Here is a 15,121-nt window from a genome sequence, read left to right as displayed (position 1 = left end):
TCAAAAGCTTTGTTTTTACTTTTTAATCAGGGGGCATTGTTTTGGTTTTCCCATCCATAGGCGAGATCGCGGTTCAACATCCGGTTAGCATTGTTGGCAGTGCCTCTATTGCTGAAGCAATGCAACGCATGGTAGAAAAGGGTCTGCGGGATATTGTGGTAGTGGACAGTAATAACAAAACATTTAGCTTGTTTACTGCCAATGACCTGATTTATTTAAATACACACGGTCTTGACCTGGCACAGCCACTAACCGAATATCCCTGTAGAGCATTACCCTGTTTTCCACTCACCACGAATATTTTAGAAGTGTTTGGTCAACTTTGTGACGATGATGATTATTTAGGTGTGGTGACAGATAATAATGAATTAATGGGTATTGTTTCTTATTCCGACCTGATTTCCAGTATTGATCCGGAAATTATTATTGAACGCCAGGAACTTTACGATCTATTCCGGCTGCGGGAAATTCACACAACCTCAGCCCAAACTCCAATCAGTTCAGTGCTTTGCCAATTGGAACTCATTGATGATTGTATCATCGTGGTTGCAACTGATTTACCGGTAGGTATTATCACCACTAAAGATGCCGTGCGTATTATTGCTAAACAATTACCCCAGGAGATGTCAGTATCTGAGGTGATGACGCAACCATTACAGACTGTGCCGCATACTGCAACGATACGGGAGGCACTGGAGTTTATTAATAAAAATCACTTCAAACGCATTGTTGTCACGGAAGGTAATCAATTGCTGGGCGTGGTGCGGCAGCGTGAACTGGTTAATCTGGCTTACAGTCGCTGGGCTGAAATGCTGCGTAATCATGCGGCTGAATTACAAGAAGTCGTCATGCTGCTGGAACGCCAGACTGTTAAACTGGAACACCTGGCAACCACTGATCCACTCACAGGCATTGCCAATCGCCAGAAATTTGAAAAACGCATACGTCAGGAGCTTTATCGGGTTAATCGCTATGGCAAGGAGCGCCTGTCGCTGATACTGATCGATCTCGATCACTTTAAACAGGTGAATGATAATTATGGTCATCCGGTGGGGGATCGGGTGTTGAAGGAAGTGGTGGAACTGCTTAAACAAGGCCTTCGCACCACAGATTTGCTGGGTCGTTGGGGGGGGGAGGAATTTATTCTGATGTTACCGCTTACTGGTTTAGAACGTGCCGCCTATACCGCTGAACGCCTCAGGGAAAGTGTTGCCGGGAACCATTTTGAAGGTATTGGACAACTGACCATCAGCATCGGTGTTGCTGAATACCACAAAAATAACGAAATGATTAGCTTGATTGAGCAGGCGGATACAGCGCTGTATCAAGCCAAAAACAAAGGGCGTAACCAGGTCGCTGTCTATGACAATAGCAGAAGTCACTTTATTTCAGATACTGATCTGGTTGACGCTGGTAATAGCCAGGATAACGCCGGTAATAATCACCCCGATGACGCTGCCAATGACTAAAATGGCAATGGGTTCAATCATCAGTAACAGACGCTTCATGCGTTGTTGACCGCTTTCTTCAAGCAAACGCGCTAACGACTTCAACATACGCGGCAATTCCCCGGCACGCTCGCCGGCACGGATGAGATTTTGTCCGGTAGCGGTCATCGCATCTTGATCCTGCAAGGCACGGGAAAGTGGCGTACCGGCACGTACTGCCTGACTCACTTGCTCCAACCGGGCTTTAAGTTGCGGCAGTTGAATGCCACGCCGTGCTAAATCAAGTGCATGTAATAAGGCGACCCGGTTCTCCAGCAAAGTACCCATCATTGCCGCCCAACGTGCAGTTTCAGACTCCAGCAGCCATTCTCCGAACAACGGCAGGCGGGTAAAGCTTTCCTGAATGCGATTGCGCCAGGTTTTATTTTTCCATAAGGACAACAATAAAATCACAAAAGCACCAATGCCCAGCGCAATCCACAACATGTGCGCATTCAGAAACATACCGGTATTAATCACCGCTTTTGCCAGGAAAGGCAGATCTTCTGCGGCACGGTTTTTAAGTATGCCAGCAAACCGTGGCACCACCATAATAAAAATCATCAACACGGCAGCAATGCCGGAGAAAACCAAGATCGCTGGGTAGATCATGGCATTACGCATATCATTCTGGATTTTGGTCTCATATTCCATTTGCGTCAAACCGTCGCGTAATGCCTGTGCCACCTTGCCTGTCAATTCCCCCGCCTCCAGCAGTTGCGGTACATACCAGGGTAATTTCAACACCTTGCTATTGGCCCCAATGGCTTCGGCAAAATTACTGCCGTGACGTAAACGGCTGGCAATATCATCAAATGCCGTCACCAGTATGGGGTGATGATTAGATTGTGCCAGCGACTCGACAGCTTCAATCAGTGCAACCCCGGATTCCAACAGCGTGGTCAGCTCATGTAACACGATAAGAATATCGCGTTGCTTGGGGGGTCTTTGGCTGCCTGTTTGTGAACGTGGATGTTTGCGGTTTTCAATTTTAAGTATGCGCAGTCCTTGACGCTGCAATTTACGCATGGCTTCGCGTTCATTGTTCGCCTCCAGTGCGCCACTCATTTGGCGTTGTTCTTTATCCAGTACCTGATAGTGGTATTGTGTCATAAGCAAACCTGTTTAGAAGCTGTTGGTAAAACTATTGCGTATTTGTTTGTTCGGGAGGAATTAAATTATTATTAATCAAAACCCGTTGTACTTTCCGGCTGATTTTAACCATACGCGAAATATCGCCAAAGTTGGGAATATCACCGGCATCCAGACGCGCTTCCCAATCCTCAATTTCAGTTTCCAGAAATTCCAATAACTTTTTGGAACAACCACTGCACACATCCGCGCATAACTGTGTTTCCGGTGCGCCAAAGGGGAAAGCGCCCCGAACCTGGGAGATAATGTCGTACATGGTGGTGCGAGTGTCAGGTTTCATAACTCAATTTGATAAGACCCCTTTGGGGTTAGAGTCAATGTTGTCCATAATCCATTGCTAATCTAGCCTTTTGCTAATCTAGCCTTTAATTTTATCACAAGCACGCGAAAACCCCTTTCTACTAAACATTAACTAATATTTAGTAGAAAGGATTTTCGCGTTACAATAGCCTTTTTAATTTAGGCTTTTGCATTGCTGAATCTGCAAAAATCCATCACTTGAAAACACTCAAAATTTAGATGAATCATACAATTAAAAAATCATGGGCAAAAGTGCGGCAATCGGTTTCCAGAATGGTTGCGCGCAATAATACCTTATCTGCTGCCAGCGAAACCCGACACACAAAAAAAAACCAACAGCAAGGCAAAAAGCCAGCAACAACGGGATTTCAGGTATTTGCCAGGGAAATGCTGAACAATCCACGGGAAATTGGCGCAGCCTGTCCTAGTTCACCGAAATTAGGGCGCATGATGGCAGCGCAGGTGCCTAAAGACAGCAATGGTTTTATTGTTGAGTTGGGCGCAGGTACGGGGAATATTACCGCAGCCTTACTTGATTATGGCCTGCCACCTGAGAAATTAATCGTGGTTGAGCTTTTGCCTGCGCTGGCTTCACATTTACGCCGCCGCTTCCCGCAATTAACCGTGATTGAAGGTGATGCAACCCACTTAAAAACATTACTGGGGCCAGAGCATCAGCCTGTCAGTGCAGTCGTTTCCAGCTTGCCGTTGCGCTCGCTGCCACCTGAGATCGTGCCGGGTATTCTGGCACAGGTGAATGAGGTGTTACACGATAAAGGCGTCATGGTACAGTTTACTTATGACTTGCGCAGTAAGACCTTACCCGATCAGAATCGTCATTTTGTGCGGGTAACTTCAAAAATTGTCTGGCAGAATTTCCCGCCAGCGCGGGTGGAAAGCTTCCGTACCCGTTTGCATCATCTTCACCCACCGTTATAAGCCTTTACTAAATGCGATTTTCTGGCTTATCCGTTTTTCACCCCCATTTTTCCCGGCTGCTGCGCAGTTCAACTTTTCGCCTGGGCATGATGTATATCGCCCTGTTTGGCAGCTCGGCAATTTTGTTAATCGTGTTTTTATACTGGGCCACTACTGGTTATCTGGCACAGCAGATTGATGAAACTATTGAAGCGGAAGTGCAAGGCCTGGCGGAACAGTATCGGCGTGATGGTTTTAGTGGTTTATTGTCGGTATTACGGGAGCGTATCAAAAAAAATACCGATGGTCGTGCTTATTATTTGCTGGCTGATGCCTATTATCGGCCTTTGCGGGGTAACTTATCACAGTGGCCGCAGGAAGCCAGAGATGAAACCCAGCCCTGGGTTAATTTCTCTTTAAGTGTCAAAACAGCAAAAGGCAAACAACAATATCAGGCGCGGGCGCGGGTGTTTGTTTTGCTGGGCAGTTTACATTTATTAGTCGGGCGCGATATGCAATCACTGGAAAAAACCCGCCATCAAATCTGGCTGGCGCTTGGCTGGGGCTTGCTGCTCACCATCTGGTTGGCTTTAATTGGTGGTTTGTTGCTGAGTAACGGTGTATTGCGACGCATTGAGCAGATTAACCAGACCAGCCGTGAAATTATGGCCGGTAAAATGAGCCAGCGCATTCCCTTAACCGGCAGTGGCGATGATTTTGACCAGCTTGCCGGACACCTTAACGCCATGCTGGATCAGATTGAATCTTTAATGGCAGGAATTCGCCATATTTCCGACAATATTGCCCATGATTTACGCACCCCGCTGACGCGCTTGCGTAATCGCCTGGAGCAGATGCAGCAAAACCCCGATAGCCACAATGGCCTGGATGTAGCGATTGCTGAAGCCGATCAATTATTAAACACCTTTAATGCCCTGTTGCGCATTACCCGCATTGAATCCAGCCAGGAAAACCTGGTGCAGAAAGTAGATTTTTCTGCACTGGTCAATGACGCGGTGGAATTTTATGCGGTTATGGCAGAGGAAAAACAACAAATCCTGCAAACTCAGATTCAAGCTGACTTGTATCTCTCCGGGGATCGGGATTTGTTGTTTCAAGCCTTGCTTAATGTGTTGGATAATGCAATTAAATACACACCCGCATCGGGATTGATTCGGGTTGCCTTATTTTTACAAAGCGCACAACTGCATCTGGAAATCAGTGACAGCGGTTGCGGCATTCCCGAAGCACAGTATGAACAGGTGTTACAACGTTTTTTTCGTCTGGAACACAGTCGCAGCACACCGGGTAATGGTTTGGGCTTGAGCCTGGTGGCTGCTGTGGTGCAGCGTCATCAGGGACAAATACAATTTATGCCCAACCACTTAACGGATGCAGAGCAAAACCCAGAAACCGGTTTAACCGTATTATTGTCTTTCCCGGTTTTTAAAAGCTGTGCTTCATAATCATGAAATATCCGGGTTAAACAACCTGCCGTAAATATTGCTGTATGGTTTCTTGACTGGGCATCCAAACTGATTCTTGCTCTAATTGAACACTGGCAGCAATGCCGCAGTGATCGGTCACTTGTTTGGCTTGAGTGAGCATTTCGCCGCTGATACGCAAAGAGCGAGGGGTAGAACAGGTCTTGATGGCATAAAAAGGATAGTCCTTGTTTAAGCTGTAACACACAACAATACGGGGAATGTGTGATTCATCATCTGGAGCGACAGGTAATTTTGCCATTGCTTCCAGTAGAATCAATGGAATTTTCCGTTCTCGCCAAGGTAGTAATCCCAAAAACCAAGCTGGTGCACCTTCTGGTGAAAGCAGTTGCTGGTATGGAATGATTTCTGCGACCATTGCGGCGGGCAATAGTAAGTGGCTATTACTAAAAGGGATTAAAACACTGCGTATATTATTTTTTTCTATCATGTTTATTTTACCTGGAAAGCCTGATCTTGGATTCAGGCTATTTTCTCACTAATATTACTCAGTTTTGGGAAGCGATCATTTCCATTTCCACTTGTTTTTGCTCATCGAGCAAAGCCCTGATATTATCCAGCAATTCCGGTTCATTAAAGGGTTTGCCCAGATGTTTGTTAATACCGATTTTGGCTGCACGCTCGCGGTGTTTTTGTCCGGTACGCGAAGTGATCATAATAATCGGGATGTGTTTGAGGTTTTCTGCATTACGCATTTGAGTTGCCAGTTCAAAACCATCCATGCGTGGCATCTCCACATCCAGTAGCATTAAATCAGGCGTCACATCCTGTAATTGTGCAATCGCATCCAAACCATCTTTTGCGGTAATCACTTCCATGCCTTGCCGTTTTAATAAACGTGCGGTCACTTTACGCACGGTAATAGAGTCATCTACCACCATGATGGTTTTTTTCGGCAATTTCTGGGTTGCTGTTTTTTCTTCCTGTATCTCGGTGGCTTCGGCAATGATATTGGAGCGCAGCAGGGTCAGTACATCCAGAATAATCACTACGCGCCCATCACCCAAAATAGTTGCGCCAGCAATCCAGCGTATACCGCTGAGTTGAGCACCCACCGATTTCACCACTACTTCGCGGTTGCCTTCAATGGCATCCACTAATAAAGCAATTCTTTGGTTGGCAGAGCGCACCAGCAACATGGGCAGCAGATTGGCATCCGTAGAAGCGCGTGGGAATTTCAGTAAATCCGCCAGATAAGCAATGCGGTAATCATGCCCCATGTAAGTGTAATAACGTTCTTCATTGTTGCTGACATGCACTTCCTGACGTTGTACCCGCATAATGGCATCAATATTGTGCAAAGGTACTGCCAGGGTTTCTTCTCCAAGGTGAACCAGTAAAGCCTGACTGATGGTCAGTGACATGGGCAGGCGTACTTCAAAACGTGAACCTTGCCCCCGTTTGGAGTGAATAATCAGGGTGCCGCCTAATTGTTTGATTTCACTGTTAGCGATATCCATGCCCACACCGCGCCCGGAGACCTGGGTAATGCTTTTTGCGGTACTGAATGCGGGCTGCAAAATAAATTGCATCAGCTCTTCATCAGCAATTTCTTCACCCGCTTGCAGCATACCCCGTTCTTCAGCTTTACGCCGAATTGCATCCAGATTAATGCCGCCACCATCATCATATAAAGTCAAAATCAATTCAGCGCCTTCCTGCTCCAGCTCAATACCGACCTGGGCGACAGCGTTTTTGTTTGTTTTGCGGCGCTTGTCTGCATCTTCAATACCGTGACCAATGGCATTACGCAACATATGCTCAAGTGGCGCAACAATACGATTGAGTATGGTGCGCTCAAACTCAATATTGTCGTTGTTAATGTGAAATTCCACTTGCTTATGCAATTCCCGCGAAGTCAGGCGGGCGATACGTTGCAAGCGGGGGGAAACCTGAGAAAATGGCACCATGCGGGTGCGCATAATACTATCTTGCATTTCTGCGCCAATCCGACCCTGTTGCAACAATAATGAATCGTTGTGCCGCCCCATATTGGTCAGATTTTCCTGAATACTCTGTAAGTCATTCACGGTTTCCATTAAACTGCGTGATAACTGTTGCAACACAGAAAAGCGATCCATCTCCAGCGGATCAAATTCTTCCGTATCTTTACTGACGACAACATCGCCAAAGTGGGAAATAATCTGTGCTTCGGTTTCAATTTCCAGGCGTCGTAATTGATCGCGCAAGCGCATGACGGTCTCTTCCATTTCACCGGTATTAAGCTTAACTGCGCCTTGCTGCTGCTCCATATGCGCGCGCGAAATCGCCATTTCTCCCGCCAGATTGGTCAGTTTATCAATCAGGCTGGCACGCACCCGTACGCGCTCTTCGGCTTCAACAGGTATATCTTCTGTGGTTTTCTCGGTTTTAATTAAACCAGGTTCTTGCCCAGATTCCGCTTTGTTGGGTTGTGGTTTTGTCGTTTTTGCAGCTTTGGCAGTATCGCTTGGCATGCGTGGTGTTCTACTGATGGGGGCATCTTCGCCACCCACGGCGGCATTGATTTGCTCAATCAGGTTTGTTGCTGGTTGCAGCACTTCGTTATTTTGTTTCCGCTCCAGCATATTGGCCAGTTCGTCCACACTTTCCTGCACCATGCTTTGTAAAATAGTACTTGATTGCGCGCGCCCTTCGGCAATCTGGGTCAATACCGATTCCAGTTTATGGCTTAAATCGCCCATTGCGACAATGCCCACCATGCGCGAGCCGCCTTTAAGCGTATGCAGCTCACGTTGCAACTCTTTAATCAGGGGCAAACTGTCTGGCGCAGCCTGCCAGCGTACTAATAATGATTGACAGGTTTCCAGGATTTCTTCGGCTTCTTCCAGAAAAATTTCCATGAACTCATCAAGTTCTTCACTGCGCTCGGCAGCCACTGGTGAAGCCGTTTCGATAAGTTGTTTATCTTCTACTGATGTTGCCGCCATTTCAGTAGTTGCCAATTGTGCAGATTGTGCAAATTGAGCGGAAATATTTTCGAGTTGTTCACTCCAGGCTGTCAGTAATTGTGCATGCTGTTCCACATCTGCCGCTTTGCCATGATTATGCAGGGCATTTTCCAGCATCTTGCCACTGTCTATCAGCAGCGCAACCATTTCCTTATCTAAATGTCCATGATGTTCCATGTTGGTGCGCGCATAAGCTTCCATTTGCGCAGCCAACGCCGCCATATCCATAAAACCAACACTGCGCGCGCTACCATTGATGGTGTGCAATACCAGAATAATATCATCATTAATCTGGCAGCCTTTCCCCTGGTGACAATGAATAATAAACGCTTTAAGTTGGTTAAGATGTTCGGTGGCTTCGTCAGTAAAAATCTGCAATAAAATACTGTTTTCTTCCGCTTCCTGCTGTTCGATATCCACGACCTCTTCCAGCACTTTAGCTTCACTGCTTGCAATCACTGGTGTCGTTTCTGCCGCAGTATCAGGCATGATTTCAGCAGCAACCGTTTCGACTTCCTCAAGTGTTTCTGCACCAGCGCTTTCCGGCTCAAATTCACCCAGTTCCGCGCCTTTGCTCTCAACCAGATGGTCGGCCTGGGAAATCAATAAGTGTAAATCATAGGGTAGGCTCTTATCATCGTTTTTGAACAGTTCCACCATGCGGGGAATTGCGCTTTCAACTTGATCCAATACCGCCATCATATGCGCATTGCGCTCAATGCTGCCATCGATCAGCTTATTGAGCATGTTTTCAAATGCCCAGCCTAATTCGCCAATCGCAAACGCGCCTACCAAGCGTCCACTGCCTTTTAAGGTATGAAAAGCCCGACGCAAGGTTTGCAGAGAATCTGTATCAGCAGGGCTGTTTTTCCAGACATTATAATTGGCATGAATTTCTTCCAGCACTTCTTCGGCTTCTTCAATAAAGATTTCCAGGATATCTTCATCAATTTCATCCATGGGTGCTTTGTCAGGCAGTTCGATTAAGGGCAGCGGCATGACGTTGTTTCCATTTGTTTTATCAAATTAAAGCAAAGTATAACCTATCAGCGCTTGCGTGGCTTATGCAATTTTACGGCTTTACGCGAGCGAAATGGTTTAACTTTACGTGGGTTACGTTTTGATTTGGCGCGTTTGGGGGGTTCTAATGCCACCAATTTATAAAGCTGGCGCATTTCGGTATCTTCCAGGGCCAGACTGTGTCCTGTACGCAAACTACGTGGCAAGCCAATGCCCGCAAAAGTGGTGCGGATCAAACGGCTGACCTGAATTTCCTGAGATTCCCATAAACGCCGCACTTCGCGGTTACGACCTTCACGCAAACTGACTTCATACCAATGATTAGCACCTTCGCCGCCGACATCGCGAATATAGGTAAATGAAGCTTTGCCATCTTCCAGGATGACGCCATCTTTCATTTGTTTTAGTTGCTCGGGTTTAACTTCCCCTAATACGCGCACGGCATAAATACGTTCAATTTCCCGGGAAGGATGCATTAAGCGGTTCGCCAGTTCGCCATCATTGGTGAACAATAATAAGCCTGAGGTGTTTAAATCCAAACGTCCCACAGCAATCCAGCGCCCTTCCCGTATGGGGGGCAGGGCATCAAAAATTGTCGGGCGGCCCTCTGGATCAGAGCGGCTGCAAATTTCCCCTGCCGGCTTGTGATACAGCAGCACTCGCGGGGTAGCGGCATCAAATTCCGGTACCCGGTGCCTGCGCCCATCCAATTCTATTATCACGCCCGCAGTGATGCGATCCCCCAGTTTTGCCATTTGCCGATCAACTTTAACCCGTCCATCAGCGATTGCACGTTCCATTTCACGGCGTGATCCCAGGCCCATTCGAGCCAAAACCTTTTGTATTTTCTCAGTACGCATTGCATATACCTTTAAAGAACCTGAGTTCAGCATGAGCTTGATTCAGGTTAAATATTAATCAAGCATTTTAACCTAAAGGCGCGCAGGCGCGAAGATAATTATGCGCCTAAAAAAACCACCAGCGTCAAGCCTAAACTGCCAAGTAACACGGCCCAGTTGCTATATTTTGCTGTTTTTAAGTCCAAACCCAGATTCATATCCCAGAATAAATGGCGTATACCATTACATAAATGGTAAAACAAACAAAAGACATAAACCATCAAGGCAGACACGCCAAAACCTGATAATAAATAAACCTGCAAATTGTGCCAGACAGCTTCTCCTTGCGTCAGGCAATACAATGCATACAGCCACAGGGGTAAACCCAGGCTCAGTATGATGCCGCTGGCGCGGTGTATAATAGAAAACTTGGCCGTTAATGGTAAATGATAAATCTGCAAATGGGGGGACAGTGGGCGCATCGGTCTAAGCTGGCTCATCTTATGATCTCCTGATTGTATCAATTTTTTGCAAGCATCATTGGCACGGCATAAGGCGTTATATTATTCAAGCCACTCCAAATAAATCTCGGGCTGTTGCTGTAAAAACACGGTTTCCGGTGTGACGACATCTGTTTTAACCACCGCCAGACAAATACAGCCACCATCAGGGTGAACCGCAGCTTGCACAATCTGGCCTACGCTCTGCTTATCGTCAGCCACTGCCAGTGCAGTACCGGTCAGTTGGCAATCACTATTGCCAGTTAAACGCGCGCGCCGCATACTGCGTTTTATTTTTCCCAGGTAATGGGTTCTGGCAACCACTTCCTGTCCGGTATAACAGCCTTTTTTGAAGTTTACCCCACCTAATTCCGGGAAATTGATCATTTGTGGAATAAAAGCTTGCGCAGTTGCAGTTTCTATCCAGGGCAAACCCGCCTGAATATCCAGTAAGTTCCAGGCGCTACGACCTGCGGGTGTTGCGCCTTGTTCCAGGCAGGCATCCCAGGTGGATTGCAGATTTTCTGCAATCAGGAAACAGCGCGTACCTGTTGCTGCGGGAATCGTCAATACACTCAAACCATTATCATGTTCCACCTGGTTGACTTCAGGCAGGGTAAAACAAGTCGGGATTTGCTCTGCTTGAGTTGTGGAAAAACCACAAACCTGCAATTCAGTTGCCGTGCGCAATTGCACGTCAGCGCGTAATACATACATTTGCAGACGTTTAAACACCCAGGCCAAGCGGTCAGCAGCCAGCAACAGGTAATAATTTGCACCGCGCTGCAATAAATAAAATGTGGCAATCACTCGCCCTTTGGGCGTACACCAGGCGGTTAACTGTGCCTGCGCACTGCTCACCTGCTTGACATCATTGGTGAGCTGGCCTTGCAAAAACTGAACGGCCTCACTGCCACCCACTTCAATTAAGGCATAATCGCTTAATGCACAGATAACCGTGCCTTGCAATGCCTGCTGATGTTCCTGCGTGACATTGCCAAAGTTCAATAAACGTTGGAAGCCTTCTGTATTTTGCTCAAAGTGTGCCTCTGATAACTGCTGTTGATAATAGGGTTGATAGCTGTCTGTGCTCATTGTGTTTTCCTTGTTGTTTAATTGGGAATGGTTTTTGCTTTTTCTATTTTTGAAGCTATCAGATTTTGCTTTTCCATAAGCACTGACAGATTTTGCAAATTATTCCAAGCTGGAAACCAGTCGTTTTGACTGAATTATAAACCAGCGCCCAGGTTATTATTGAGGACATCATGGCTGTCATACAAGCTGCTTTTCATCACCGTAGTGCCAGCGGAAGTTATCATCTGACGCAATACACCACTGCGTTGGAAAAAAATCAAGCACAGGCTGATCGCCAACTGTCGAATCATCAAGGGTTTGCCCATCAGTTACGTCGTTTATTAGTACCCGAAGCGGAAAGCTGGGAATCTGCTGATGATGTGGTATTACATTGGGGCGACCCTGCCCGCCATTTATCGCCGGAAGCGTTGGTTAAAGCCAATCTCAGTGGTTGCGCCCGCGCCGTATTCGGGCGTAGTTGGATTCATTATCACCGGCCTACGCATCATTTGACCCTGGCAGTAGATACCCTGGGATTATTCCCTATTCTGATTGCACAACGTGCTTTTCATACCTATATCGCAACGGACGCGCTGGCACTTTCCCAATTATTAGGCGAACAGGCACATGCTGATGACGATGCCCTGTTGGAATTATTGGCGTATGGACAGTTGTTGGGTGAGCGTAGCACACTAGCAGCCTGTCAACATTTACACGCTGCCACAGTGTATCAAATTGATGCCAGTGGTAATTATCAAATTGCTCACGCGGCACCGTTTTATCTGCCACAAGAAAATTACAGCGAGCAGGAAGCTCTGGATGCTTTGGTGGCGGCAGTTGACCTTGAATTCAAACGTGATCCTGATGCCTTGATTCCTATCGGCGGCGATCTGGAATCACGCCTGTTGCTGGCAGCCGCTTATGCCAATGGTCATCGCCCACGCCTGTTAAGCTATGGCACCAAAACGACCCCCTGGCTGCCCCAAGTCAATGAAATTGCTGATTGGATGGGCACGGAATTATATACGGGTTATCTGGATGAGCATCAATTTGCAAGTGCGCAAATATCAACTGCACAGCTCGGTGGTGGTGAAGTGCCGCTGAATCATCATCATGCCTTAATCAGCGCGGAATTGGTTGCGCGCACCCGTGGTGCGACACTGGTTAACAGTATCGGCGCAGAAATTTTTTGTGGCATGTATTATGAACGGGGTATGCCCGGTGCCAGTTTACCAGGACTGGGCACGCTGAGTGGATTTCGTAACAACCGTTTGCGTGCGGCGCAGCGTTATGCAATGGAAACTTTTAATGCGACCCTGGATCCTTTTCTACGTGCAGTACCGGCACTGGAAGAACGCTTCCGCCAGCGTCTGCAATTACGCTTAGAGGTCTATCAGGCGCAAGCACTCAGTGCCAGCCAGTTTATTGATGCAGTGTATCTGGGAGAGCGTATTCGACGCTTCAATGTTGCCGGACAGCAATTGCTGGCGCGGGATTATGGGCGCGCGCATCCATTTCTGGATGAGATGGTGTTAACGACACTGGCGGGTTTACCCTTATCCAAAAGACTGGGGGGGCGTTTTTATCGTTATGCCTTGCAACGTTTAAACCCAACCCTGGCAAAAATGCCGGTTTCACCTGAGCACGCTTCATTGTGGTGTAATCTGCCACCCAGTGGCTGGTCCAGTTGGCATAGCAGCCCTCAAAGCAATACCGAAACCCCAACTCAAAATATGGCTTATCTGCGCTTACAAACAGCTTTACTGCATACCGGCTTGTCTGAAGCAGAAAGCCAAAGTGGTGCGCAAAACCTGCTGCGGCAAAGTGGTCATACGCAAACGGCCCATTATGCAGGGGTGCTTGATGCTTTTGTTTTATGGCACTTGTACTTGGGTCAACAACATGCAGCTTGCGCGGCTTAGCAGTTTTAATGAGCTTATGCTGCCAATACCCGCTCATACACATCTTGTAATACCAGTTCACAAGTCACTGATGCCAGACTTATCTTGTCCTGCAAATGTTTATATTCGGTCAACAGCCAGCGGTCTTCGGCCTGGCGGGTATAGTGTTCCACGCGACATTCGTGCTGGGCGATGAGCAAATAATCCTGTAACGAGGGCAGACTACGGTAATGTAAGAATTTGCCGCCACGGTCGTAATCTTCAGTGGAATCAGACAATACTTCGATAATCAAAGTGGGGTTCAACAAGGTATCCACTTTTGCATCCTCGAATGCCGGGTCATTGCACACTGCGACAATATCGGGATAGGTATACATGCCGGTTTCATCAACTTTAACGCGCATGTCGTTGTTATAAACTTCGCACGGGCGTCCACGCAGTTGTGTGTGAAAACTGGATGCTGTATTGAGACAAATCAGGTTATGTTTACGACTTGCGCCAGTCATGGCGTAAATTTCACCATTGACATATTCGTGGCGGGTTTCTTGTTGGCGTTCCCAGACCAGATATTCCTGGGGTTGTAGTTTAGGTTGCGCGTTCATGTTTGGTTTCTCAAAACTGGAATGATATTCTGAAGTATAGCACGATGCTATAAGATGAGATTTCCCCAGCTTCTACTGCGCTACGTCCGGTATTACAGTACTAAAGGTGTGACCCACACCAGCCAGGGCTGGAGCAAAAACCGGGTCTGCATAATAATGAATTTCAGGTTGTTGCTTGCTGCTTACTGCCAGTGTTGAAAAATATTGATTAGCGACAGGAATAGGAATTAAATGCCAGTTTTGTAAACTATCCAGATGCCAACGCGCATCCGATAAAGACATCTCAGGATAGTTGATTGTAACGTGTTCTAAAGCGCGAATGCCTTCTCCCGTTGCTTTCAGATAGGCTTCCCTGGCCGTCCACAACTGATAAAAAGCGGCAGTCTGCTGAGTGCCTGACAAACCTTGTATATAAGCAAATTCCTGGGCAGAAAAAAAGCGCTGGGCCAGTTCCAGTACATTGATACGCTGTTGCTGGTATTCAATATCAATACCCACTTGCTGCTCCAGCGTGATCGCCAGAATTACCTGTTCATGGCTGTGTGATAAGTTAAACTGAATATGGGGAAAGTGCTTTAAACCCGGTTTACCATATTCTGCATAGCCAAAATCCAGTTCAGTTGCAGAACAATCCGTATATCGGGCTAAAACGTATCGTAGAAAACAACGCGCTGCGGCAAAACGCTGTTGATCGCTGGGTTTGATAAAGCGCTTGGCGCGTTGCTGTTCATCATGTGACAAATTTGTAAGCAAATCGTGATAAGCCGGTGCTTCAAGGGTGTTGAGTTGCCAGATGTGTAAGTTATTATCAGATAAGTGTTTTATCATTTGCTACATGAGTTTAAAGGTTAATTTGCCGGGAGTGCCGCCTT

The 15,121-nt window shown here is 47.0% G+C and carries 13 protein-coding genes; 4 read left to right on the top strand and 9 right to left on the bottom strand.

What is annotated here, in order from left to right; translation table 11 throughout:
- The first annotated feature begins 41 nt into the window (after positions 1-41).
- The gene (locus QUF61_RS04495) at positions 42-1,469 is read left to right on the top strand and encodes a GGDEF domain-containing protein (protein WP_289680705.1); all 1,428 of its coding nucleotides are present in this window, start codon (positions 42-44) and stop codon (positions 1,467-1,469) included.
- Here the strand turns inward: QUF61_RS04495 and QUF61_RS04490 are convergent.
- Both QUF61_RS04490 and QUF61_RS04485 read right to left on the bottom strand, forming a co-directional pair.
- A complete protein-coding gene (locus QUF61_RS04490; protein ID WP_103921266.1) occupies positions 1,389-2,600 on the bottom strand; it encodes a type II secretion system F family protein in 1,212 nt (403 codons plus the stop codon). The genes QUF61_RS04495 and QUF61_RS04490 overlap by 81 nt on opposite strands.
- A gap of 31 nt (positions 2,601-2,631) precedes the next feature.
- Complete coding sequence (locus QUF61_RS04485) at positions 2,632-2,919, bottom strand: hypothetical protein (protein WP_289680702.1); 288 nt, start codon at positions 2,917-2,919, stop codon at positions 2,632-2,634.
- Between the two features lie 239 nt (positions 2,920-3,158).
- On the opposite strand from QUF61_RS04485, the gene QUF61_RS04480 reads away from it, so the two are divergent.
- Entirely contained in the window at positions 3,159-3,878 is a 720-nt protein-coding gene (locus QUF61_RS04480) for a class I SAM-dependent methyltransferase (RefSeq protein ID WP_286019472.1), read from the top strand.
- 11 nt (positions 3,879-3,889) lie between these two features.
- Positions 3,890-5,323, top strand: coding sequence for a sensor histidine kinase (locus QUF61_RS04475; RefSeq protein ID WP_289680701.1), 1,434 nt, complete (start codon positions 3,890-3,892; stop codon positions 5,321-5,323).
- A 16-nt stretch (positions 5,324-5,339) separates the two neighbouring features.
- Here the strand turns inward: QUF61_RS04475 and QUF61_RS04470 are convergent, their stop codons facing one another.
- The 5 genes from QUF61_RS04470 to ygfZ all read right to left on the bottom strand — a co-directional run bounded on the left by QUF61_RS04470 (position 5,340) and on the right by ygfZ (position 11,767).
- Positions 5,340-5,792, bottom strand: coding sequence for a chemotaxis protein CheW (locus QUF61_RS04470; RefSeq protein ID WP_103921269.1), 453 nt, complete (start codon positions 5,790-5,792; stop codon positions 5,340-5,342).
- A gap of 58 nt (positions 5,793-5,850) precedes the next feature.
- Positions 5,851-9,312, bottom strand: coding sequence for an Hpt domain-containing protein (locus QUF61_RS04465; protein ID WP_289680700.1), 3,462 nt, complete (start codon positions 9,310-9,312; stop codon positions 5,851-5,853).
- Between the two features lie 47 nt (positions 9,313-9,359).
- Entirely contained in the window at positions 9,360-10,193 is an 834-nt protein-coding gene (rluB, locus tag QUF61_RS04460) for a 23S rRNA pseudouridine(2605) synthase RluB (RefSeq protein ID WP_103921271.1), read from the bottom strand.
- Positions 10,194-10,291: 98 nt separating this feature from the next.
- On the bottom strand, positions 10,292-10,672 hold the full coding sequence (gene sdhC / locus QUF61_RS04455; protein ID WP_289680698.1) for a succinate dehydrogenase, cytochrome b556 subunit: 381 nt from the start codon (positions 10,670-10,672) through the stop codon (positions 10,292-10,294).
- Between the two features lie 63 nt (positions 10,673-10,735).
- A complete protein-coding gene (gene ygfZ, locus QUF61_RS04450) occupies positions 10,736-11,767 on the bottom strand; it encodes a CAF17-like 4Fe-4S cluster assembly/insertion protein YgfZ (protein WP_103921273.1) in 1,032 nt (343 codons plus the stop codon).
- A 170-nt stretch (positions 11,768-11,937) separates the two neighbouring features.
- On the opposite strand from ygfZ, the gene QUF61_RS04445 reads away from it, so the two are divergent.
- Entirely contained in the window at positions 11,938-13,668 is a 1,731-nt protein-coding gene (locus tag QUF61_RS04445; protein WP_289680696.1) for a hypothetical protein, read from the top strand.
- Positions 13,669-13,682: 14 nt separating this feature from the next.
- Here the strand turns inward: QUF61_RS04445 and QUF61_RS04440 are convergent, their stop codons facing one another.
- Both QUF61_RS04440 and QUF61_RS04435 read right to left on the bottom strand, forming a co-directional pair.
- Positions 13,683-14,249 (bottom strand): Uma2 family endonuclease, encoded by a 567-nt coding sequence (locus QUF61_RS04440; protein ID WP_103920569.1) that lies wholly within the window; start codon positions 14,247-14,249, stop codon positions 13,683-13,685.
- Between the two features lie 72 nt (positions 14,250-14,321).
- Positions 14,322-15,077: a 4'-phosphopantetheinyl transferase family protein gene (locus QUF61_RS04435; protein WP_289680693.1), complete on the bottom strand. Its 756-nt coding sequence runs from the start codon at positions 15,075-15,077 to the stop codon at positions 14,322-14,324.
- Positions 15,078-15,121 lie beyond the last annotated feature (44 nt).

Origin of the sequence: Candidatus Venteria ishoeyi, assembly GCF_030378065.1 — a bacterium.
Classification (GTDB): domain Bacteria; phylum Pseudomonadota; class Gammaproteobacteria; order Beggiatoales; family Beggiatoaceae; genus Venteria; species Venteria ishoeyi.
This window is presented reverse-complemented; position numbering and strand designations above follow the sequence as displayed.

Coding starts and splice junctions, on each gene's coding strand:
- QUF61_RS04480 (WP_286019472.1), top strand. CDS start 3,159: ATGAATCATACAATTAAAAAATCATGGGCAAAAGTGCGGCAATCGGTT.
- rluB (WP_103921271.1), bottom strand. CDS start 10,193: ATGCGTACTGAGAAAATACAAAAGGTTTTGGCTCGAATGGGCCTGGGA.
- QUF61_RS04475 (WP_289680701.1), top strand. CDS start 3,890: ATGCGATTTTCTGGCTTATCCGTTTTTCACCCCCATTTTTCCCGGCTG.
- QUF61_RS04435 (WP_289680693.1), bottom strand. CDS start 15,077: ATGATAAAACACTTATCTGATAATAACTTACACATCTGGCAACTCAAC.
- QUF61_RS04445 (WP_289680696.1), top strand. CDS start 11,938: ATGGCTGTCATACAAGCTGCTTTTCATCACCGTAGTGCCAGCGGAAGT.
- sdhC (WP_289680698.1), bottom strand. CDS start 10,672: ATGAGCCAGCTTAGACCGATGCGCCCACTGTCCCCCCATTTGCAGATT.
- QUF61_RS04485 (WP_289680702.1), bottom strand. CDS start 2,919: ATGAAACCTGACACTCGCACCACCATGTACGACATTATCTCCCAGGTT.
- ygfZ (WP_103921273.1), bottom strand. CDS start 11,767: ATGAGCACAGACAGCTATCAACCCTATTATCAACAGCAGTTATCAGAG.
- QUF61_RS04470 (WP_103921269.1), bottom strand. CDS start 5,792: ATGATAGAAAAAAATAATATACGCAGTGTTTTAATCCCTTTTAGTAAT.
- QUF61_RS04465 (WP_289680700.1), bottom strand. CDS start 9,312: ATGCCGCTGCCCTTAATCGAACTGCCTGACAAAGCACCCATGGATGAA.
- QUF61_RS04490 (WP_103921266.1), bottom strand. CDS start 2,600: ATGACACAATACCACTATCAGGTACTGGATAAAGAACAACGCCAAATG.
- QUF61_RS04440 (WP_103920569.1), bottom strand. CDS start 14,249: ATGAACGCGCAACCTAAACTACAACCCCAGGAATATCTGGTCTGGGAA.